Genomic DNA, 22,802 nt, shown 5'->3' with positions numbered 1-22,802 from the left:
TTAAAGGAGTTAGTAAAATGACATCCAAAGTTGCTTCTGAGTATTCAATGCTCAGTAAACTGTTTCACTGGATAATTGCATTCGCTGTTATAGGCATGTTGGCAGCGGGTTTTTTTCTTGATGATATACCTAAGCCATTTCAGGGAACAGCCTATATGCTGCACAAGTCCATAGGGATTACTATTCTTTTTTTGATGATTTTGCGTTTCATCTGGATCAATATAAAAGGAAAACCTGCCTTACCTGATTCAGTGAGATCTTGGGAAAGAGCTTTATCCGGATTTGTGCAATATGGCTTTTATATACTCTTACTTTTAATGCCGTTAAGCGGATGGATAATGTCTGTCGCTGCTGACAGAACCCCAAGTTATTTTGGTTTGTTTCAAGCGCCATTACCCTGGATAGAGCCGAACAAATCTTTAGCTGAATTTATGGTTGAATCTCATGAAACTATTGCATGGATCTTGATTGCTTTTATTACATTACATGTATTAGGCGCACTTAAACATCATTTTATTGATAAAAACAATGTGTTGAAGCGTATGTTGCCCAGGAAAAGCAGATAAAGCTCTTGTTAGCAATCGGGGCCGTTGGTATGTAACTGTCCCGCTGCATCGCCGAAATGGATATATTTGGTTTACTTTGATCAAATATGCGACCAATTGATGCTCATATGTAACTCTCCAGATACATCAATAGCCTCCTCTCCATTGCCCGCGTAGCGCGTAGGGGAGAGGATTGAGGAGAGGGGTTATAAAATATGAGCTCCTTCAACTGCTCTGCCTAGGGTAATCGAAGTGTGGCCTTCAAATTGTACAAATGAAAAACTTTCTTTTAATGCGCTTACAGCGATTAAAAATTGGTTCTGATCAAGCAAAGAATAATCCAGCAATTCTCCAAGTTCTATATTTTCGTCTGGCTTAAACAACTTTTGCCCAGAATATAAGTTATTATCTGTTTGAATAACAAATTTCTTTAATTCGTGTTTAATTATTGCTCGGTAATGAGTTCTTGCAATGATTTCCTGTCCCTTATAACATCCTTTATCAAAACTAATATAAGGGGTTTGATGTAGGCCAATTCGATGTGGCAAAAAGAGGCCTCTGGAGTTGGGATAAATATCAATTTGATTATTAAATAATCTGAGAGTATGCCAGGTCAATGAGCCTAAAAACTGACCATTTTCAATAAATGAGGCGCAAAAATTTTCATAATTATCTGAAGGAATTAAATAAATATAGAACCCTTTACCTAAATGATAGGCACAGTAATGGGTTGTAGAGGAGACCGCGTATAAGTTGTTTGATAAACTGGGAAAGACGGGTATTTGATCATTTGTATTTTGCATTAAAAACCCTAGCACTTTATAGCTATTATTCGGCGTTATTCTTACACGAGAAAGCTGAGCTGTTTTGGTTAATGAGTTTTGAGTTAATTCAATTAAATCCTGAGGCAAAACCAGCTTTACTCCCTGCCAGTCCAGAACATCCAATAAAGAAAGAATTCGACCTTTAAGATTACACTGAGCTCCCTGAATCATGGAAGAATTAGATACCAATCTTAAATCGCAAGTTAATTGTCCTTGTAGAAAATCAATAGACTTTTCCCCGACCAAATCAATAATTCCCAGGTAGGATAAATCAAAAAGGTAATTTTTTTGTATGTTTAATTGCAATTCGGAATTTATTGGGTGGAATGTTGATAAACTCCGATCATTAATTATATGTTCCATAATTGTTGTCATATCGAATACAATGATTTTGTTTGTAAATAGAGTAGTGTATCATTTCTCATCCTAAAATTCAGATATTAGAAACCTGTATGTTGGATAAAGAAAAAGTACGGTTAATTTGGAAATGCAGACGAGGCATGTTAGAGCTCGATCTTATTTTGCAACGATTTGTGAGAAATAAACTGCACCAGCTCACCAAAAAACAATTAAAGGCTTTCGATGATTTATTAAATTGTCACGATCCTGAGTTATTTGCTTGGTTTATGGGGCATGAAGTGCCGCAAGATGAAGAGTCAGCTGAAATTGTTTCATTGATTAAAAATGATAATTAATCCCTGTAAATCCAAGCTTTATGTTAGGCTCGTTATTGCTCTTTATTTATGTACTATAGCGTTGATTTTATATTCTTCTTTGTATGCATTAGTTCAATTTGTTTTAATTCTTTTTATTATCATTCAGTTCGGACGCGATTTAATTCACCAAAGCGCTTGTCCTCAGATTAGACAAATTCAATATCAAGAAAATAATAAATGGGTATTAACAACTATTAAAGGGGATAATTATCCTTATGACGAATTAAAAATTATTATTCATAACATGTTTTTCCAGTTGGTTAAATTGTCTACTGGTAAAAAAAATCAGCTTTTAATTCTATTTAATGATCAAATGCCTATCCATCAGTTGAGATGGTTACATCGGAACAGCAGTAAAAATTAGTGTATAATTACGTCATGAAGTACGAAATAAGAACAACCCCGCATTGCTTAGGTTTATCCTTATTCAGGCAATAAATAAAGGAATAATGAGGAAGTTATGAATAATGAAGCTTCTTTAAGTGACGAATATCTAATTGAATTGGCCCAAAACGGAAATGGGGCAGCTTATGATAAGCTGTTTGAGCGATATCAATATAAAATTCAACAAATGATTTATTTTTATATCAATGATTCCGCAAATGTCAATGATTTAACCCAAGAGGTACTCATTAAAGTATTTAGATATTTACCTTTTTTTAATGAGCGCAGTCAATTTTCAACCTGGTTGTATAAAATTACTCAAAATACTATTAAAAATTATTTCCGTTCATACAACTTACGGGCTGATTCAGAAACACAATATGTTGATGAGCAATTTTCTTCACAGTCTAATTCGCCAGAATCTGATATGATAGGGCTTGAATTCGAAAAACAACTGGAAGAAGCGATATCAGGTTTGTCTGAAGAATTACGGTTATGTTATGGAATGCATATATTCGATGGCCAAACCTATCAAGATATTGCAAAAGAAATGCATTGTCCTATTGGAACTGTGCGTTCTCGAATCTTTAGAGCGAGAAAGCAACTCATAGAGTTGATTGGAGACCATGTTCACCAACTAGACAAGCCATAACAATGGCTTCTGTTCTTTATCCACAGTGAGCAAAGGCTTAATACATTTCTTGATCAGAAGAGTCAGCTTCATAGAATAATAATTGAATTGTAAGTTCAATTACGCTATTAACTAAACATATGTTAAAATGCATTCAATTAGACGAAAATATCAAAGACCCCTATGCTGGAAAGTGATCGCTTAATCAGTAGTCAAACTATTGCTTCAGAAGAGGCAATAGATAGAGCTATCAGACCACTTAGTCTAAGTGAATATTTAGGCCAGGAAGCAGTCAGCTCTCAGATGCAGATATTTATTAATGCAGCTAAAAAAAGAAAAGATCCTTTAGATCATGTTCTTATTTTTGGTCCTCCTGGTCTTGGTAAAACTACATTAGCCAATATTATTGCTCATGAAATGGGCGTTAATATACGGCAAACTTCAGGGCCTGTGATTGAGCGTGCTGGAGACATTGCTGCTATATTGACGAATTTGCAGCAAAATGATGTCTTATTTATTGATGAAATTCATAGATTGAGTCCTATGATAGAAGAAATTCTTTATCCGGCTATGGAAGATTACAAGTTAGATATTATGATAGGAGAGGGCCCATCTGCCCGCTCTATTAAATTAGAATTGCCCCCATTTACATTAATAGGAGCAACAACTAGAGCTGGCTTGCTTACATCGCCACTAAGAGATAGATTTGGCATAGTACAGCGTTTGGAATATTATTCTGTAGATTCGCTTACTCATATTGTTGCCCGATCCGCCCATCTGCTTAATGTTCCAACAAAGCTTGAGGGGGCAAGAGAAATTGCATTACGCTCCAGGGGAACTCCTCGCATTGCGAATCGTTTATTAAGAAGAGTAAGAGATTATGCTGAAGTAAAAGGCAATGGAGTTATTACATTGGATATGGCTCAACAAGCCTTGGAAATGCTTGAAGTAGATCAGCACGGATTTGATTTAATGGATAGGAAATTATTGTTGGCAGTGATTGAACATTTTAATGGTGGACCAGTCGGTGTAGATAGTATTGCCGCAGCGATTGGAGAAGAAAAAGGGACTATAGAGGACGTATTGGAGCCATTTTTGATACAACAAGGCTTCCTAATGCGCACTCCTCGCGGTAGAATGGCTACCTCAAAAGCTTATCAACATTTTGGTTTTAATGCGATTGAACAGGAATGACACATGAATTCTATATCGAGTCATCAGCATAACATTCGAGTCTATGCAGAAGATGTTGATTTCATGGGAATTGTTTATCATGCTAATTATCTATGTTATTTGGAAAGAGCTCGAACTGAGTTATTGCGGCAAAATAATTTAATTCTAAGTGATCTATTAAAATCTGATATTTTATTTGCAATTAATGAGCTTTCTATTAATTATTTGCTTCCAGCAAAATTAGATGATCACTTAACTATTAGAACGATAATTAAAGAGTTGAAAGCATGTAGTCTTTTATTTTATCAAGAGATATCTAATCAACATGGACAATTAATTTGCAAGGCTAGTGTTAAAGTAGTTTGTGTTGGGAGAAATTTAAAACCTAAACGATTGCCTGATATTATTAGTAAAAAATAATTATTCCCCTTCAATCCTTCTTTCTCGAACTCGAAACCGGAAGAGGAGGAGATTGGGAAGCATAATTAAGGCCTTTATTACCGGAGATAAATGGTGGCTAATCAAGCAAATGTATTAATGTATTTTATGCAAGCTGGTTTGGTAGTTAAAACCGTGATGATGATATTATTAATTGCTTCAATAACTTCCTGGACATTAATATTTCAAAGAGCATGGTTTTTTAACCGTAGAAAACAAATGACTGAAGCCTTTACCAGACGATTTTGGGATTGTGGGGATTTAAGCAAATTATACGCTGATGTGGAGAGTGACAGTGATCAAAGACAGGGGATTGCCGCTATCTTTTATGCTGGCTTTAAAGAATTTGTGCGTTGTAGAAAACAAGGGATGATTAATATTGAGCCAATCCAAAGAGTAATGCAAATAAGTCATGCTAAAGAAGCCGAAAAGCTAGAGCAACATTTACCATTTTTTGCTTCTGTAGGCTCAATTTCACCTTATGTGGGGTTATTTGGTACAGTTTGGGGTATAATGACATCATTTCAGGCTTTAGGACATGCTCAACAGGCAACCATTGCCATGGTTGCACCAGGTATTTCTGAAGCTTTGGTTGCCACTGCTTTAGGATTGTTTACTGCGATTCCGGCGGTTATTGCTTATAACAGATACACGACTCGAGCAAATGATTTGTTGGGTAAATATGATTTATTTCAAGAAGAATTAATTTCTTTAATCGAACAGCAAACTTCTGGTTCGTCTAGAGGATAACACTTAAAATGAAGCGATCTAAAGCCAATCGTGAACGTCCCATTTCAGAGATTAACGTAGTGCCTTATATTGATGTTATGTTGGTTTTATTGGTTATTTTTATGATTACTGCACCAATGTTAACACAAGGTGTTACAGTCGATTTACCTAAAGCGGCTAGCCAAACCTTGCAGCCTGCAGACAGGGAGCCAATTATTGTCTCTGTAAACCAGCTTGGCAGTTATTTTTTAAATATCAGCAGTGCTCCAGCAGAACCTATTGAAGCTCAGGCTTTGGTCGTAAGAGTTGCAGCAGAATTAGAACTCGCAAAACAATCAGGCCAAAAGCTTAATGTTCTTGTGAAAGGAGATCAGGGTGTTGCCTATGGAAAAGTAGTTCAAGCTATGGCCTTATTAAAGCAGGCAGGTGCTGAGCAAGTTGGTTTACTTACTGATTCTGATACAAGTGAGTCAGAGGGGAAAGCATGATAATGAGTCCAAGTTATAAAAAATCGTTTTTCTCTGCAGTTATTCTCCATCTTTTTTTACTTATTTTGCTTTTAACAGATACTAGCACTAAAAGGCCTGTTTTAACCATGGAAGCTAAAAATTCTCCAGGAATGATGCAACCAGTTGCCCCTCAACAAGAAGCAGTCAAAGCGGTGAGTGTCGATAGTAACGAAGTAATGAAAACAGTTAATCGTTTGAAACAGGAGCGTGAACAGCAAAAACAAGCTGAAATCAACAGGCAAAAGGAATTGCAAAGGCAAGCAGAGGCTGCAAAACAGCAAAGAATTAAGGAACAGCAACAAATTGCAAAACTAAAGGAAGAAGCCAATAAAATTGCTATTGCCAGAAAAAAACAAGCAGAGGAAGAGAAGAAGCGGTTAAAAGAGTTAGCCGAGCAAAAAGCATTAGAAGCTAAAAGAATAGAGGAATTAAAAAAGCAAAATGAGAATTTAGTCAAGCAGCGTGAGTTAGAAGCAAAAAAACTCGCTGAGCTTAATAAAAAAAGAGAAGAAGAAAAAGCGAAAGCAGAAAAACTTAAGGCTGAGCAAGCGAAAGCAGAAAAGCTAACAGCTGAGAAGGCTCGTGCTGAACAAGAAAAAGCAGCTTTGGAAAGAAAACAACAAGAAGAAGCAGCGGCTGCTCAACGGGCAGCACAAAATGCCGAAAGGCAAGCGCGCATAGCTGGTGAAGTAGATAAATACAAAGCACTGATTGTCGATGCCATTGGTCGAAACTGGATTTTACCTGAAAATGTAGACAGCTCCTTGTCAAGTCAATTCAGAATTCGTTTAGCTCCAGATGGAACGGTGCTTGAAGTATCTTTAACCCGTAGCAGTGGTGATCCTTTACTAGATCGATCAGCACAAACAGCAATATACAAAGCTTCACCGCTTCCTGTGCCTAAGGATGCTGAAACATTTAATTTGTTTCGCGATATCAGTTTAACCGTTCGTCCAGAACAAGTTAGGGGGTAAAGCTCGTGTCGAATCGAATTATTTCACTTTTCCTGTTATTGTTTACCAGTCAAATTTTTGCTCTTGATTTGGAGCTTACTCAGGGGATTAACTCAGCTCTTCCCATAGCTATTAATTCCTTTGGCTCAGATGCAGCTGGTCAGGAAATAGCAAACGTTATAGAAAATGATTTAACTATCTCCGGGCAGTTTAAAATTGTTTCTGGTCCACAAGGTCCTAACTCACAATCTTCAGTGAGCGCCTTGCGACAACTTGGAGCTGATAGTGTAGTAACCGGCAGAGTTAATCAATTAGGTAATCGAATCGAGGTCAGTTTCACATTGGCTGATGCGGTGGCAAAAGGGAATATATTATTGACTAAAACGTTTCAGATCAATGCGAATCAAGTAAGGGCTCTTGCTCATCATATTAGCGATGAAGTATATCAAAAACTAACTGGGGAGAGGGGGATATTTTCCACTCGGATAGCTTATATTTCAGTGCAAAGAAACGGGCCAAGAGCTCGTTATTCACTGGAAGTCGCTGATGCGGATGGGCACAATCCGCAAAGCTTGCTAGTTTCTTCAGAGCCTATTATGTCACCTTCTTGGTCACCAAACGGAAAATCAATATCTTATGTTTCTTTCGAAAAGAAAAGAGCTGAAATCTTCACAGTTTCAGTTGAAACGGGGCAACGCCGTTTAATTACCAGTTTTCCGGGACTTAATCAAGCTCCAGCATGGTCTCCCGATGGTCGTCATTTAGCTGTTGTTTTGTCAAAGAGTGGAACCCCTAAAATTTACGATGTTGATTTGAGTGTGGGTACTATGAAGCAACTGACTTTTGGCAATTCTATTGATACTGAGCCCCGCTATGCCCCTGATGGACGCAGTTTATTGTTTACTTCAGGAAGAGGTGGGTCTCCACAAATCTATCGTTTATCATTATCAGACGGTCAAATAAGCCGGGTTACTTTTGAGGGCAACTATAATGCGAGGGCCTCCTATACACCTGATATGAAACATATTGTTATGTTACATAGAGAGGATAGGCAATTTAATATTGGTATACAAAATACTGATGGCGGTCCAATCTCTAATTTAACTTTTTCTGGGTTAGATGAGTCTCCTTCTGTATCTCCGAACAGCCGATTAGTGCTTTACGCAACTCGCTACCAGGACAGAGGGGTTTTGGGTATAGTTTCAATAGATGGCAGAATCCGAATGAGACTTCCTGCTCGCGAAGGAGATGTCCAAGAGCCTGCATGGTCTCCTTATTTAAGTTAAAGATAAGAAATATAGAGAATAAGCTGTGGCACAGAACTACTTCAGAAAGTTTTTAAAATTAGGATTGCGACAGGCGCTTCTCATTTTATTTTTTTTATCAGCCATTCCCTATGGTTACACTTGGAACGCCATAGGGCACCAATTAGTTGCTCAAATTGCATATGATAATTTGACTCCTGCAGCCAAGCGAATGTGTAATTTATATTCTCATTCCAGGGCTAAGACATCTAACAGTTTTGTAAAATCAGCCTCCTGGCTGGACTCTATTAGAGAAAACGATATTCATTGGTATGATGCTCTGCATTATATAGACATCCCTTTTTCTAAAGATGGAACAGCACTCCCACCTCAACCCGAGATCAATGCGTTATGGGGAATTAAGCAGTCTGTAAAAGTACTGGCTTCCAATAAAGCCAAAGTTACAGATAAGAAATTAAGCTTGCGTATATTAACGCATTTGGTTGGAGATATTCATCAACCTTTACATACTGTTACTAAAATAAATGAAAAATTGCCCAAAGGTGATTTAGGAGGAAATTTATTTCAATTGGGCCAAAATCCAATTGGGAACAATTTACATAAATATTGGGACAATGGTGGTGGGGCATTGATGGGTAGAGGCAAACTCTCCCAGATTAAAAATAAAGCGAAACAATTAGAAAAGAAATGGACTTGTCAATTAGCTACTAAGGAAAAAGATCCTCGACAATGGGTTAATGCTTCACACCAATTGGCCTTGACACAAGTTTATATTGTCTCACCTCATGAAATACCTTCCAAGAGATATCAGATCAATACTCAAAAGATCACAGAGAAACAAATATTTTGGGCTGGATGTCGATTAGCTTTTTTACTTAATAAGATTGCTGAAGAGCAAAATCGATTTACTTAGGGAATGCTGATGCACGATTAAGATCTTGTCTGATTCGTGTTATGATTAAAAATTCGAAAATTGTCTTGCTGAGCATCAGAAAAACCTCACATTTCTGTTAACCCATTTACTACGTATTTTACAGATGTGAATCCAGCTTCGAGAAGTAGCCTTAATGCTATCTGGCTTCTTTTACCAGATTGACAATACAAAACAATAGGTTGCATTGGATTTAATTCATCAAGACGATGAGGTAATTCTTCTAAAGGTAGAATTTTCCCCCCTATATTTTGTATTTCATGTTCTTTTGCTGTGCGAACATCTATTAAATGGATGCTTGTGTTTTTTTGAAATAATTGATTGAGCTCATCTAAAGTTATCGAATAGTGTTTTGAATCAATCTGGGAGTGACAATTTACAGGATAAATCAATTCTTTCAATGGATGATGATGGACACAATACTCACAGTCAGCATTTTTTGTTAGCGTAATTTCCTTAAAGGCCATTTTTAACAGGTCTACAACCAGCAAACGTCTATTTAGTGGGTTGCCTATTTGAAGTATCCATTTAATTATTTCTGTTGCTTGAATAATGCCTAGCAATCCGGGCAAAGTACCTAGCACACCTCCTGCCTCACAATTTGCAATATTGCGATTGGTTGTCGAAGCTGGAAACAAACAATGAAAGCAAGGTTCTTGTTTGCCATGGAAAATTGAGCAGTAACCTTGGAATTGAGAGGCGCTCGCATAGACATACGGTTTTTCCAGCTGAAAACACATGTGATGAATCAGATATCGGGTATGAAAATTATCCGATCCATCAGCAATAATGTCGTATTGACTAATCAGTTCAGCAGCATTTTTTTCTGTTAATCTTTTTGAATAAGAGTTTACTTGAAGTGAGGGATTAAGTGCTAAAAGTTGAGCCTTTGCTATGGTCGTCTTTTTTTGTTTAATATGTGATCGATTATAAAGAATCTGTCTTTGCAAATTGCTTAATTCAACGATGTCATCATCTACAATGCCTAACCCCCCTATGCCAGCTGCTGCAAGATAAAGTAATAGAGGGGAACCTAATCCACCTAGACCTATACATAATACTCGAGCATTTTTTAGCTTTTTCTGCCCAACTAAACCGATTTCTTCCAACTTAATATGTTGGGAGTAACGAACGGATTCTTCTGTAGTTAAATTTAATTTATTCATTACAAGACTCATTGATTTGAGTTAAAAATTGTTCTGCTGCCATTAAGGGAACTGGAGATTTTGTAATGGCTGATATGACGGATACACCATTAATTTTTGCATTTAAAACATAGGGAAGATTACTTAGACTAATACCTCCAATAGCAACTAATGGGTAACGAAGTGTTCTTCTCCAACGTTTCAGTTGGTTGATTCCTTGTGCTTGAAAAGACATTACTTTGCTCGTTGTTTCATAAATAGGCCCACATGCAATATAAGAAGGTCTAAAAGCATGAGCTCTGGCTACTTCATGGTAGCAATGAGTACTTATCCCAAGATATAACCCTGATTGATGAATTTTATCAATATCTGCTTCAATCAGATCTTCTTGGCCTAAGTGAACTCCCCCAGCGCCAAGATTAATTGCAAGTTCCCAGTAATCATTAATGAATAATTTGGCCTCATATTTATTAGCAAATAAGATGCTCTGTTTGATCTCTTCTTGTAATAATGTTTTGGGCATATCCTTTATGCGCAACTGAAAATATTGAATACCCAATGGCAGTAGCTTTTTTAACCAATGGCTACTATCTACTATAGGATAAAAACCTGTATAACATGGTTTAAATGGGATAGGTAATTTTGTTAAAGGGGTACTGGCTAAATAGGGAAGATCTGTTTCATCTTCTGGCCAGCCATTATGAAATAGTTTTGCTGTATATTTGTCGATCTTTATTGATCGACGTATCCCACGACTTACATACATTTTCGAAATGACAATAGCATCTTTTATAGAATATCCAAGTGCAAGACAAGCTGCCAGTGCAGAAGACAGTGTGCATCCTGTGCCACGATAGTTTGTTTCAGGGAAACGCTGGTTTGCAATCCAAAAGAACTCTTTGCCATTTGTCCAGTAATCTTGACTGAATAAATTATCCTTTGTATGTCCTCCTTTAAGTAAAACTTGTTTGGCACCCAATGCTAATAGGTCATAAGCGGCATCTTTTACCTCCTTATAAGAAGAAATGCTTCGATTTAATATAGTTTCTGCTTCCACTAAATTCGGGGTAATTATATCTAAGTAGGGGAATAATTTGATTAGATTTTCAATATGCTGTTTCAGATCTGGAAAAAATAATTTAGAACCGGAAGAGGAAGTAATTAAAGGATCGAGAACAACAAATCCAGAATAGTCCTGTAAAAAATTGGCTATTTTCTCACAAGTTGAGGTAGAGCCCAACATCCCTATTTTAATGGCATCAGGTTTAAAATTTAGCTTTAATGCGTCACACTGTGCCGCAACATGGTCGCTGGAAATGGCTTCCATGGCTAAAATTGAGCTGAAATTTTGTGCTGTTACAGCAGTAGTTATAGAACAAACGTCCACATTAAAGTTATTTAAGGTTTCTATATCAGCATGAGTACCAGCCAGTCCAGATGGGTCAATGCCTGCAATAGTCCAAACAAGTGGTTTTTTCATATGTTATTCCTGATGCCAAAAGGGGGTATCAATTAATGGCGTACTTGGATTTGCCATATTCCGGGCAGGTATCATCCCTCCTGAAAAAGCAAGATAACCTGCAAGAACTGCATAACGAAAAGCGCTAGCCATTGTTGCTGGTTGATTCGCAAAAGCAACAGCGGTATTCAGTAATACGCCATCAAACCCTAACTCCATAATTTGTACAGCATGAGAAGGTTTACCTATCCCGGCATCGACGATTAATTGGGTATCAGCAAAGCGGTGACGCAAGGTTTCCAGCGCATAAGGATTCATTAGCCCTTTCCCTGAGCCTATAGGAGCAGCCCATGGCATTAAAATCTTGCAACCAGCATCTACCAATTTTTGGCATAATACCAAATCATCTGTGCAATAAGGGAAAACTTCAAATCCTCGATTAATTAAAACTTTAGCCGCCTTAAGTAATTCGAATGGTTCTGGTTGCAAATTATATTCATCCCCAATTACTTCCAGCTTTATCCAAGATGTACCGAATAGTTCTCTTGCAATTTCTGCTGTGCTGATTGCAGTTTCAGCGTTACGACAACCCGCTGTATTAGGCAAAAGATGACAGCCCAATTCTTTCACCCGTTGCCAAAAGATTTCATCACCTTGTCCCACGGAGGTTTGACGCTTGATTGATATTGTAATAATTTCAGCTCCAGAGTTATGAATGGCATGCTCCATATGATCTAACGAAGGATAACCGGCTGTTCCTAATAACAAACGGCTTTTTAACTCTTTTCCAGCTAGTTTCCACATTGTTAGCCTCCTTGCATGGGGAGTAAGATATCCACACGATCATTAGCTTTTAAAACGGTTGTTTTATAAGAGTCCTTTGGGATATGACGATTATTTATAGCCACAGCAAAATGCTGTTGGGTATTATTCTGCTGCTTTAAAAAATCGCTCAATGATAAAGAGGATTCAATCTCATGAATTTGATCATTTAAATAGATATTAACCACAATAGTTCTCCCAAAGTTCAGGATAATTAAGATTTGCAAAATTGGATGTCACACCTTGTAAAATTTCTTCTGCTAAAGTAGGAGCAATTAAATAACCATGACGATATAGGCCGTTAACTGCTATAAAGCCATTGGAGAATTTAATGCAAGGTAAATGATTGGCTAGAGTCGGACGGCAATGAGTCACGGTTTTTAATATCCGGGCCTCATCAAAACCTCCATGTAAATAATAAACTGCCGTCAATAATTCTAAGGTAGTGCGCACCGAAATAGGACTAAAGTCTTCTGCTTCAATTTCACTAGCGCCAATTAGATAAATATTTCCTGGTCTGGGAACAAGATACAAGTTATAGCGCGGATGCAAAAGACGTATGGGACGCTGTAATTGAATTCCTGGGGCATGTAGCCATATTAGTTCTCCTCTTAATGCGCGTAAATCAGAAAACACTGAGCGAGCTCCCAAGCCACGACAATCAAAAACGACATCAAAGTGGTATTGTTCTTCGCTAGTACAAATAAGATGTGGTTTAAGTGTTAGTACAGGTGTACTAGTAATAGAGTGCACGCCAATAGAATTCAGATGTTTTGCTAGATTAATCATTAATGATTGGCAGTCGATCTGGGCTTCATTTGGAAAATAATAAGCAGTTTCAAATTTGGTAAGATGCGGTTCGAGTTCAATGAGATCCTTGGGAGATAACTTTTGAAAAAAAGAACAATCTTGCCCTAATTGATTTATTATACGTCGACTAAAGTGAACCCATTCAGCGTTATCACTGGGGTGATTGACGATAATAGTACCCATTTTTTTAAAATAAATTTTTTCTGGTAATTGATTGATAATACATGGCCAATAATTTTTAATAGCCTCCTGACCTAGACGGGAAATTACTAGTTCCGCTCTGTCTAATTCAGAAAATGGTGATAATAATCCTGCTGCGGCAGTACTACAGTTCATATATTCAGTATGATGATCAAAAAGCGATATCCGCCAGCCAGCATTATGCAATGCCAAAGCAAGCAGGCGACCCATTATTCCTCCTCCTACGATTCCAGCGTCCATGATTAACCTTCTAGACAACAAGCAATCGGCTTCAAATCAGAGTAGGGGGTCTCGGGTAAATAGAGGTTGGTATAGCATTGAGAGATATCGAAGCATTCATCAATAATCCCTAAATGTTTTGTATACCGCCCAACTTTAATCCAATCTCTATCAATATTTAGTAGTGTACGTGAAAAAAATGGTAATGTTCTTGTAAAGATCTTTTGATACACTGGTGTACGTAGTTGCGGTTTTGCTTTGCATAATAATTCATAGGCTTCTTCAGGTTTTTCTGTAGTAAATGCTGCTCCACGTTGCGTTGCTCTGAGGAATCCTCTTACCAATTCAGGCTGTTGTAAGGTACGTTCAGGAACGATAAATTGAACAGAACAAAAACAACAACAACCCAATCCAGCCAATTGATCAATTCGTAAAAAGACTGTTTCTCCACCAAGGTGCTCTAATTCAACTTTCTGAAAATTAATAAAACCAATGCCTGTGTCAATAATGTTACGATAAATTGCATCGCTGACATTCATACCAATACGAATTGTTTCGTAGCTTTTAGGGTCAATTCCTGCAAGGCTTGCTAAATCATCAATAATTTTCTTACCAAATTCACCTATAAAACCAACTCGTTTGCCAACAATATCATGGAATGAATTAATACCGCTTGATTTTAAGGCAATCAAACCAGTCGGTGGTTCATCAAGAAGTGTACCAACGGAAGTGACAGGGTAGCCTTTGGCTTTAGCAGCGACGGTGTGGAGCATAGCTTTTACACCAAAATCTACTGTTCCTAAACCAACTATTTCCGTCACATCACTGGGATCAGCAGGCTCCAAAATGGCAAGCTTAATATCTTCCTGCGAATAAAAACCTAATTGCTGTGCCACAAGAATAGGAGCATGATAAGGATTAGTATACCAATTAAGTAACAGGGTAACTCGGGATTTCAGTGATGACATTGCCATAACTCCTTATATTATTATTAGAAATAGGGAGATGGCAAAAGGGAACCGAACCAATAAAATCGGTCAGTTTTTTTGAAGGCGTCCTTACGCTGATATGATTCAGATCAAGTTCAACGGGTAACTCTCAGCCGGATTTCCGACACCCCGCGCCATCTATAAACGTGGTTATACTAAATTTTATTATTTGGTTTGTCAAAAATTTTCACTTTATTCCTTCTCTTGAGGCATTAGTTTAGATTGCAGGTGCTCTGCATATGAAACTTAGTCTGCCATTTCAAACGTAAAAGAAATAAATAGAAGTTTGAGCTAAAAATATACATGAAATGCTCCTTTTCATCAGGATCCCGGCCGAACCTCATTGTTTATTAACTTTAAATAGCATACTGAACATTGTAGACTAGCACGGTGTCTAATATGATTAATGATTGAATAAATGACAATAACTACCATAACTTCTCATCAAGAAACACAGTATTGTGATCCGGCTTCGGGGTATTTCTACTACTCTACTCGCATTCTTGCTTTCATTACATGGCTTAGTTGGAATTTACATCCTTATATTTTACGCGGGCTCAATGACAACCGGCTCTGCCTCTCGCTGGAACTAGGAGAAATATCTTTTTAGTCAATATCTTTTAGTCAAGACTGTTTTTTTAAATTTTCTCTGTTAAAATTTATTGCTGATTATTGTCAACTTATCTACAAAGCTACCTGTGGATATTTTTTTTGAGCAAGATGTTAGTTGTCCCCACTGAAACACTCCAAATCCTGAAAAACCCAATAAATATAAGGGGTATTTAAAATTTTAATTATCATGAGCTTTCTCAGTTATCCACAAAATCTGTGGATAACTCTGTGGGCAGATAATGAAAACCTTTGAAAAATAACTGCTTTAATATCCTGAACAGAGATTACTCAGCTGGTTACATAAAACTAACTAGAAACATTAGTTTTTTATTTCTGGTATGCATATAATTAATTACAGCAAATTTGAAAGGTCACCATAGCGTCTTGATGAGAAAAAAATGAAAATTGTCATAAAAGTTGGAACTCAAAGCATTTTATCAAGCGATGGGACACCATTTGAGCCTATCATGCTCCACTTGGTTGAACAAATTGTTACACTACAAAAAGCTGAACACCATATTGTATTGGTAAGTTCCGGTGCTGTCGCTTCAGGCCGAAAAGTTGCAAGCCAATTTCTTGGCCGTCAATATGGCAGTTCGATAGGAGAAAAACAAGTTTTAGCTTCCTTAGGCCAATATGAGCTAATGCATATTTACGCTTCGATGTTTAAAGAACATAGCATACTAGCCTCCCAACTGCTACTCACGAAACAAGATTTTCAAACGAGACAGCATTATTTAAATATATCAAGATTGCTTCACGAAATACTAAATCATAAAAACATTGTCCCTATCATCAATGAGAACGATAGTGTTGCTATTGAAGAGCTAATGTTTACAGATAATGATGAATTAGCTGGTCTTATAGCAGCAATGATAAATGCGGATAAATTAATTATTCTAAGTAATGTTGAAGGCGTTTATACAAAACATCCTAATGAAGAAGGATCAGAATTAATTTCCATTATTAATTCTAAAAATGATTGGCCTGAGGTTTCTGCTGTTAAAAGTCTTCTTGGACGAGGGGGAATGATCAGCAAACTTGGAACCGCTCGTAAAATGTCGAATTTAGGGATAACAACGCATATAGCAAGTATCAATCATCCATCGGTGATTATGCGTATCCTAAAAGAAGAGCCTTTGGGCACAACCATTATGCCTTCCAAGAAAAAATCAAATATAAAAAGGTGGATTGCTTATAGCGAAAAAAAGACAGGATCAATTACAATAAATTCTTGTTTAGTAGATATTATAAAAGAAGATAAGCGAGTTATAAGTATATTACCTGTTGGAATTGAAAAATTTTCTGGTGACTTTAAACGAGGTGATCTGATAGAGATATTGACCCCCAATAATGAAAAAATAGGGATTGGTCTTGCCAGGTATGATGCTATTAAATTAAATGAATATTTAGGGAAATCATCCAAACCAGAGTTTATTCATTATGATCATTTACATATTTTTTAAGGTGTTTTCATGATGGAAGAAGTCACTAATCAACTTAAAGCAACCAAAAAGGCGAGTTATAACTTAAGGTTTATTGATGAAGAAAAACGAAACCAAATTTTACTAACACTCGCTAATCGACTACGCAATTCTCTTAGTAAACTAATTGATGAAAATAAAAAAGACTTGGAATTGATTAATGAGGAAGATCCTAAATACGATCGTTTGCTTTTAACCAAAGAACGAATTGAATCGATGGCAAACGATATTGAAAACGTAGCTTCCTTGCCACACTCAAAAACAACAATCCTTGAGCAAAAAAAACTTCCTAATGGCTTAATCATTCAAAAAGTAGCTGTTCCGTTAGGGGTTGTGGCTATTATTTATGAATCACGTCCGAATGTAACAATTGATGCTTTTACTTTATGTTTTAAAACAGGTAATGCGTGTGTTTTAAAAGGAGGAAGGGAAGCTCGCCATACTAATCAATTTTTAGTGGCATTGATTCACCAAGTCCTACGCGATCATGATATTGATGAAGCCACTGTCTATTTATTGCCTTTAGAGCGTGAAGCAACTCAAATTCTTTTAAAAGCCAATCAATTGGTGGATGTGTGCATTCCAAGGGGTAGCCAGTCTTTAATCAATTTTGTGCGTGAAAATGCAAGAATACCTTTTATCGAAACAGGAGCGGGTATTGTTCATGTTTATTTCGATCAAAGTGGCGATATAGAGAAAGCTTGTTTAATTATTGATAACGCCAAAACGAGAAGAGTGAGTGTTTGTAATGCACTTGATACATTGATTATTCATAAAGATCAATTGATTAATTTACCGTTAATAGTAAAACCAATGGCTGACAAAAAGGTTGAAATTTTTGCAGATAGCCTTAGCTACCAGGCAATTAAAACTTTTTACCCTGAAAAATTACTTCATAAGGCAACAGCTGATGATTTTGGTCGGGAATTTTTATCTTATAAAATGGCGATAAAAACAGTGTCTTCCTTAGAAGAGGCAGTTAACCATATTATAGAGCACAGTTCGGGGCATAGCGAAGCAATTATTGCTGAAGATCAAACGGCAATTCATTATTTTCTAGATCATATCGATGCCGCGGCTGTTTATGTGAATGCTTCGACGGCCTTTACCGATGGCGGACAATTCGGACTGGGGGCTGAAATAGGAATCAGTACGCAAAAATTGCACGCTCGCGGGCCTATGTCTCTAGATGCATTAACCAGTTATAAGTGGGTGATCTTTGGCAAGGGGCATATTAGATCTTAATTTATCAAAAATGCTAAACTATATTCATATTATTAGGGATTACTAATATGTCAGACTCAACAAATGGAAAAATAAAATCGCTTAGCTCCTTTGGAGCTAATACCTTATTGAGTCAACTGATTCGCCTATTCAAAGCCTTCTTAAAAAATGGTGAGTAATTGAGTGATGAAAAATTCTCAAAATTTCAAAGAAGATACCAAAGCAATTTTAGAAGCGGCTCCTGATTTGTATCTTATTTTATGCCCAAAATTGAATATTGTTGAAGCCAGTGATGCTTACCTTAAGGCAACTATGACTCACCGTGAAGAAATTCTAGGACAATATATCTTTGATGTTTTTCCAGACAATCCTAAAGACAAGTCAGCCACAGGTGTTAATAATTTACGCTACTCATTAAATCGTGTACTAAAAGACAAAGTTTGTGATGCCATGGTTATTCAAAAATATGACATCCGCCGACCCGCTTCTTTAGGTGGTGATTTTGAGACAAGGTACTGGAGCATACTGAACTGTCCTGTTTTAGGGAAAAAGAACTGTGTAAAATACATTATTCATCGAGTGGAAGATGTTACAAAATTTATTCATCTTGATTATTCACATAACTCACGATCAAAAATTATAGAAATATTGCAAAGCCATGAAGGCAAAATTGGTGTTGAAATAGTAGAAAGAGCCAAAGATATTCAAGTGACTAATAAAAAACTGCAAGAAAAGGAAGATTATCATTCTGCTTTCTTATCGGCTATTCCGGATGCCATGTTATTAGTGAATCAAGAAGGAAAAATTGAATTTTGTAATCATCAGGCAGAAATCATGTTTGGTTACACAAAGGAAGAACTATTAGGTCTGTCGGTGGAGGCATTAATGCCTGAGAGTTCGGCAAAAGTGCATCCGGAGCATCGGTCTAATTATTTCAAATCACCACGAGTTCGCCCTATGGGTCTTGGTCTGGAGCTTAATGGAAAACGTAAAAATGGAGAAATATTTACTATTGAAGTCAGCTTAAGTCCTTTGCAAACATCTCAAGAGATGGCTGTTATTGCCGTTATTCGTGATGTGACTCTCCGAGTTGAGCAAAATAAGTTATTACAACAAAAAGAAAAATCTCTTCGCGAATTATATGAGGTCCTCGAAGAAGAAAAATTTCAATTAGAATCGATCAACAAAAAAATGTTTGTCATTACTCAATTGAGTGAAACCTTTCTTGCTTGTAATACGATTGATGAAATACTGGAATCTTTTTCATCTTATGCGAATAAAATTCTGGATTTTTCTGATGGCGCCTTATATCTCATGCACCATTCGCGCAATTATTTGGAGAAAAAAATTACATGGGGAGATTCAAATCATTACCCAGCAATTTTTTCCGCTAATGAATGCTGGGCGTTAAGAAGAGGGTGCATTCATGAAATCAGTGGCAGCAACCTGGCGTTATATGCCGTCATATCAAAGAAATGAAGCATGAACGCCAAACTTCTTTGTGTATACCATTGATGGCTCAGAATGAGATATTTGGCTTGTTATTTATATATAGAGGCTCAGAGAGATTCAATACGTTGATTCCAGTAATTGCAGAAACAATTTCATTGGCTATTGCCAATATAAAACTAAAAGAATTGCTTCATACTCAATCAATACGTGATCCGCTGACTGGTTTATTGAACCGTCGCTTTCTCGACGAATATATAATCAAGCAAATAGGGCAATCAAAACGTACTAAAGCTTCCATAACGTTGATTATGGTTGACGTAGATAATTTTAAGAATGTTAATGATACTTTTGGTCATGAGACAGGGGACTATGTATTATCCTGTTTGGGCAATTTATTCCTATCATTAGTCCGAGAAGGTGATTTGATATGCCGCTATGGTGGTGAAGAATTTTTATTTGTTTTACCCAATTGTGATCTAGAGAGTGCAAAAATAGCTGCTGAAAGTATTCGAAATGAAGTGCACAAAATGCGAATAGTTATTGAAGGGGCTGTTTCGAATATCACTATATCGCTAGGGGTTTCAATCTATCCAAGTGATGGCTCTTCATTGAAAGAATTAATCGATGCCGCTGATCAAGCATTATATGTTGCTAAAAAGAAAGGTAAGAATAGAGCGATTGTTTTTTCTGAAATCGATAAGTGAGTATTCGGATTTGATTTAACTCAAGCCCACCCAGATTTAATATAAATTTTTTTAAGCCTTTACATGAACTCACAGATAAAAGAAAATAGTAACCGTTCAGACCAGTTGCAAAATATCTAAATTTTTTTGAGGAAAAGCCCACTGATGTAGGGCTTCAATAATAAAGGTTAAGACGTCTTTCTGTTGTTGTTTACAAGTAGCAATAACAGAAAAAATACGTTCAATAAAACGACTTCCTCGTTCTGACTGAGTTCCGAAAGTCAGCTTTTTAGAAGTAACTAAAGGCCTCAGTTAGCGTTCAGCATGGTTATTCGTTGGTGGAACATTAGGGATATCAAAGACATTCCATAAGCTATCAACAGACTCTAAAATATTAGTACAAGTTCTGGCAGTCGCTTTATGTTTACATCGCATTCCTTCACGCACATGACGAAGCACTCTCGCTTTAAAATAGCGTAACCTTTTTCTAGGTTTTTTAAACGAGAGCATGTTGGGGTTATATTCTGTTTTCCAAAACTTGAACAAGCGCTCATAAGCTTTAAGAAGCTTTTTCCCTATCTTGCCAGGCACCCTAGGACGTTCAGATATTTTTTGAAAATCCCTCTTTATTTGTTTTTTCTTTTTAAGATCTCTTGAGGGCGGTAATGATGAGTTCTTGGAGTTTGTATTCAGTTGCTCTTTTAACCAAGCATTTTCTTCTCTAAGTTGCCGGTTCTCTTCCTTCAATTGTAGGTTTTCTTCTTTCAGCTCAACGATTATTTTTGCTAAATGACCAATGGTCTCTATCGCTTCTCCCAGCGTTTTAGGGGCTAAATTTATTTTCGATACATTTGTCATTGGTTTTGAGTCATCCTTTTTATGGTGCTCTTTATATCCCTGAAGAGTCTAAAGTTTTCAGTTGTTACCTAAATTTTTTATCAGCCCATGATGAATTGTATTTCATCAATCACCTAGGCAGCCTCTGCGCTAATGGTCGTTTGATACGTTGATCGCCGATCTTCAGTTTTTTCTACTAAGAATTTTTTAAAGATGCTCCTATATTGGTCATCTTCAAGAAAATAATTATAGGTTCGTGTCATAGCTAAAGCTGTAGCCATTTCAGAGGGTAATGTGTTTTCTCTGATAGTGCGCAACCAAGTACCAAAGCTTGACCACACCGACTTATAATAATGTATAGATAAGTAGTGTAATAAGCCTTGAGTATAATCAAACCGCATAAAATAAAAACATGATAGGCAGGCATCTTTTTGGTAATACGGCGTTTGAGTTTTTTACTAATAACATCCCTGGGAAATTTGAAATAAACGAAAAAGATATCAATGGTGTCCCATTTATTATCCTTGTTGCAAAAATACCTTAATACAAAGTAGTATAAATTGGATGAAGTTTGCATAATTTATGGATATGTTCAGGTGAGCACCCAAGATCGAAGTGTTGATAGCCAAAAAAATAGCATCAGCCGATATTATATCGATCATAGATGGATGGTTGATGAATGGATAGAAAATGTACGATAAAGATAAGGGATCTTACATCTTTATCAATTGGAAATACCCATTCTTAATAAGACAAAGGAGACAATTTCGCGGGTATTTTCTTAAAGTACCCCACCTTCGGGGTTGATATCTCAGTTATCAACTTTCAAGAGTATATAACTAGATTCATCTATTTGTAAACGCTCCGAGAACTACACCTACCGCTGCATTATAAATTAAGCGAGCATCTCCCTATTATTTAAAGAAAGATAAAGTCATTTCTAAACCACCCACCAACTGGAGCAGTGTGCCTCAATGAAAGGTGTTTCCGAAGGATAAAAAAAATACAAGGTCGTTGCAATTCGTGCAGTCCTTAATTTTACCTTAAGGTGGTCGTTCTATAATTGCACAAATTTAAAAATGTGAAGAGGAACTAAGAATGCCGATTGATCTTGAACGATTGCAAGCTGTTTATAATGACGATGTAGCTAATGATAGCTTTGCAGCCATTGCCTGGACCATGATCCCAGATTCGAAAACCAATGAAATGTCTGTTGAAGCAATCGGGTCAAGTGGAGGAAATCCGAACAATGGGTGGAAAATTCATATTAGTATTGATCCCGCTAAAATGAAAGAAGCTACAGTGATTATTGCCGAACTACTCAATGAAGCAGATGCTCCGCGTGTAAGTTTAAAATTTGCAGGCAAACAATTAGCTTCCACAGGACAACCGAGCAAACAAGTAGCCTTTATTTTTTATGAAGAAGAATTAAGAAATCAACAGAAAATACAGGAATTCCTTAGTCGTATTGAGCAAGAATTAAGTTTGCGCGGTATAGGTGTTGACCAAAGAGCCATAAACTCAGACGCAGAAGCTGCCAAAGCCAAATACGATGCAAGTATTTTAATGGAGGATGGTAGCCAAAGCAGGTTTAATTATCGAAATGAAAATTGCCTGGTATTTGAGGATGGTTTTTATGAGGAAATGGGGTATGGACAAGGCAATTTCCGAGTAGAGGGCGAGATGATATGCGTTAAACAAAGTTACTATCTTAGTTTGCCCAATGAATAAAAACACAATCCTGGAAATTGTCAGGAGGATCCATTT

General features: G+C 36.8%; 24 protein-coding genes and 1 riboswitch. Of the genes, 16 read left to right on the top strand and 8 right to left on the bottom strand.

Annotated features, from left to right (window positions below; all coding sequences use genetic code 11):
* Positions 1–17: 17 nt before the first annotated feature.
* On the top strand, positions 18–566 hold the full coding sequence (locus OK13_RS03855) for a cytochrome b (protein ID WP_035887853.1): 549 nt from the start codon (positions 18–20) through the stop codon (positions 564–566).
* A 185-nt stretch (positions 567–751) separates the two neighbouring features.
* Here OK13_RS03855 and ygfZ read toward each other — a convergent pair whose 3' ends face one another.
* On the bottom strand, positions 752–1,744 hold the full coding sequence (ygfZ, locus tag OK13_RS03850) for a CAF17-like 4Fe-4S cluster assembly/insertion protein YgfZ (RefSeq protein WP_052117551.1): 993 nt from the start codon (positions 1,742–1,744) through the stop codon (positions 752–754).
* Between the two features lie 77 nt (positions 1,745–1,821).
* On the opposite strand from ygfZ, the gene OK13_RS03845 reads away from it, so the two are divergent.
* The 10 genes from OK13_RS03845 (at position 1,822) to OK13_RS03800 (ending at position 9,080) form a co-directional block, all read left to right on the top strand.
* Positions 1,822–2,064 carry an FAD assembly factor SdhE gene (locus OK13_RS03845; RefSeq protein ID WP_035887852.1) on the top strand — a complete coding sequence of 81 codons (243 nt, stop codon included), beginning with the start codon at positions 1,822–1,824 and terminating at the stop codon, positions 2,062–2,064.
* Positions 2,054–2,449 (top strand): hypothetical protein, encoded by a 396-nt coding sequence (locus OK13_RS03840; protein ID WP_035887851.1) that lies wholly within the window; start codon positions 2,054–2,056, stop codon positions 2,447–2,449. Before OK13_RS03845 ends, OK13_RS03840 begins: the two co-directional genes overlap by 11 nt.
* A 96-nt stretch (positions 2,450–2,545) precedes the next feature.
* Entirely contained in the window at positions 2,546–3,121 is a 576-nt protein-coding gene (locus OK13_RS03835; protein WP_035887850.1) for a sigma-70 family RNA polymerase sigma factor, read from the top strand.
* 162 nt (positions 3,122–3,283) lie between these two features.
* The gene (gene ruvB, locus OK13_RS03830; RefSeq protein WP_035887849.1) at positions 3,284–4,294 is read left to right on the top strand and encodes a Holliday junction branch migration DNA helicase RuvB; all 1,011 of its coding nucleotides are present in this window, start codon (positions 3,284–3,286) and stop codon (positions 4,292–4,294) included.
* 3 nt (positions 4,295–4,297) lie between these two features.
* Complete coding sequence (gene ybgC / locus OK13_RS03825; RefSeq protein WP_035887847.1) at positions 4,298–4,693, top strand: tol-pal system-associated acyl-CoA thioesterase; 396 nt, start codon at positions 4,298–4,300, stop codon at positions 4,691–4,693.
* A 90-nt stretch (positions 4,694–4,783) separates the two neighbouring features.
* A complete protein-coding gene (gene tolQ / locus OK13_RS03820; protein WP_152571569.1) occupies positions 4,784–5,461 on the top strand; it encodes a protein TolQ in 678 nt (225 codons plus the stop codon).
* A gap of 8 nt (positions 5,462–5,469) precedes the next feature.
* Positions 5,470–5,928 (top strand): protein TolR, encoded by a 459-nt coding sequence (gene tolR, locus OK13_RS03815; protein WP_035887845.1) that lies wholly within the window; start codon positions 5,470–5,472, stop codon positions 5,926–5,928.
* Entirely contained in the window at positions 5,925–6,923 is a 999-nt protein-coding gene (tolA, locus tag OK13_RS03810; protein WP_035887842.1) for a cell envelope integrity protein TolA, read from the top strand. Before tolR ends, tolA begins: the two co-directional genes overlap by 4 nt.
* Positions 6,924–6,928: 5 nt before the next feature.
* Positions 6,929–8,188, top strand: coding sequence for a Tol-Pal system beta propeller repeat protein TolB (gene tolB / locus OK13_RS03805; RefSeq protein ID WP_035887840.1), 1,260 nt, complete (start codon positions 6,929–6,931; stop codon positions 8,186–8,188).
* 25 nt (positions 8,189–8,213) lie between these two features.
* Positions 8,214–9,080 (top strand): S1/P1 nuclease, encoded by an 867-nt coding sequence (locus OK13_RS03800; protein WP_420911416.1) that lies wholly within the window; start codon positions 8,214–8,216, stop codon positions 9,078–9,080.
* An 86-nt stretch (positions 9,081–9,166) separates the two neighbouring features.
* Here the strand turns inward: OK13_RS03800 and OK13_RS03795 are convergent, their stop codons facing one another.
* From OK13_RS03795 to OK13_RS03770, 6 genes are read right to left on the bottom strand one after another with little or no spacing between them, the layout of a single operon-like run.
* Entirely contained in the window at positions 9,167–10,264 is a 1,098-nt protein-coding gene (locus OK13_RS03795) for a ThiF family adenylyltransferase (protein ID WP_052117550.1), read from the bottom strand.
* On the bottom strand, positions 10,257–11,723 hold the full coding sequence (thiE, locus tag OK13_RS03790) for a thiamine phosphate synthase (protein WP_035887836.1): 1,467 nt from the start codon (positions 11,721–11,723) through the stop codon (positions 10,257–10,259). Before thiE ends, OK13_RS03795 begins: the two co-directional genes overlap by 8 nt.
* A 3-nt stretch (positions 11,724–11,726) precedes the next feature.
* Complete coding sequence (locus OK13_RS03785) at positions 11,727–12,506, bottom strand: thiazole synthase (RefSeq protein WP_035887833.1); 780 nt, start codon at positions 12,504–12,506, stop codon at positions 11,727–11,729.
* A gap of 2 nt (positions 12,507–12,508) precedes the next feature.
* Positions 12,509–12,712 carry a sulfur carrier protein ThiS gene (gene thiS, locus OK13_RS03780; protein ID WP_035887831.1) on the bottom strand — a complete coding sequence of 68 codons (204 nt, stop codon included), beginning with the start codon at positions 12,710–12,712 and terminating at the stop codon, positions 12,509–12,511.
* The gene (locus tag OK13_RS03775; protein WP_081964855.1) at positions 12,705–13,775 is read right to left on the bottom strand and encodes an FAD-dependent oxidoreductase; all 1,071 of its coding nucleotides are present in this window, start codon (positions 13,773–13,775) and stop codon (positions 12,705–12,707) included. Before OK13_RS03775 ends, thiS begins: the two co-directional genes overlap by 8 nt.
* A 2-nt stretch (positions 13,776–13,777) precedes the next feature.
* On the bottom strand, positions 13,778–14,722 hold the full coding sequence (locus OK13_RS03770; protein ID WP_035887828.1) for an ABC transporter substrate-binding protein: 945 nt from the start codon (positions 14,720–14,722) through the stop codon (positions 13,778–13,780).
* Between the two features lie 70 nt (positions 14,723–14,792).
* Positions 14,793–14,885: riboswitch (TPP riboswitch) on the bottom strand.
* A gap of 868 nt (positions 14,886–15,753) precedes the next feature.
* Here OK13_RS03770 and proB point away from each other — a divergent pair.
* From proB to OK13_RS13855, 4 genes are all read left to right on the top strand, one after another.
* Positions 15,754–16,821 carry a glutamate 5-kinase gene (gene proB / locus OK13_RS03765; protein ID WP_035887826.1) on the top strand — a complete coding sequence of 356 codons (1,068 nt, stop codon included), beginning with the start codon at positions 15,754–15,756 and terminating at the stop codon, positions 16,819–16,821.
* Between the two features lie 9 nt (positions 16,822–16,830).
* Entirely contained in the window at positions 16,831–18,084 is a 1,254-nt protein-coding gene (locus OK13_RS03760; RefSeq protein ID WP_035887823.1) for a glutamate-5-semialdehyde dehydrogenase, read from the top strand.
* A gap of 165 nt (positions 18,085–18,249) precedes the next feature.
* Positions 18,250–19,542 (top strand): PAS domain-containing protein, encoded by a 1,293-nt coding sequence (locus OK13_RS13860; protein ID WP_052117549.1) that lies wholly within the window; start codon positions 18,250–18,252, stop codon positions 19,540–19,542.
* Positions 19,539–20,219 carry a GGDEF domain-containing protein gene (locus OK13_RS13855; RefSeq protein ID WP_052117548.1) on the top strand — a complete coding sequence of 227 codons (681 nt, stop codon included), beginning with the start codon at positions 19,539–19,541 and terminating at the stop codon, positions 20,217–20,219. Before OK13_RS13860 ends, OK13_RS13855 begins: the two co-directional genes overlap by 4 nt.
* Positions 20,220–20,510: 291 nt before the next feature.
* Here the strand turns inward: OK13_RS13855 and OK13_RS03750 are convergent, their stop codons facing one another.
* Positions 20,511–21,056, bottom strand: a complete 546-nt coding sequence (locus tag OK13_RS03750) for a DUF6444 domain-containing protein (protein ID WP_035887821.1) — start codon at positions 21,054–21,056, stop codon at positions 20,511–20,513.
* 1,077 nt (positions 21,057–22,133) lie between these two features.
* Here OK13_RS03750 and OK13_RS03740 point away from each other — a divergent pair.
* A complete protein-coding gene (locus OK13_RS03740; RefSeq protein ID WP_035887817.1) occupies positions 22,134–22,766 on the top strand; it encodes a hypothetical protein in 633 nt (210 codons plus the stop codon).
* Positions 22,767–22,802: the final 36 nt, after the last annotated feature.

The sequence above is a fragment of the Legionella norrlandica genome (assembly GCF_000770585.1).
Taxonomy (GTDB): Bacteria; Pseudomonadota; Gammaproteobacteria; order Legionellales; family Legionellaceae; genus Legionella; species Legionella norrlandica.
The sequence above is the reverse complement of the archived record's forward strand: the minus strand, read 5'-3'. Positions and strand labels throughout refer to the sequence as shown.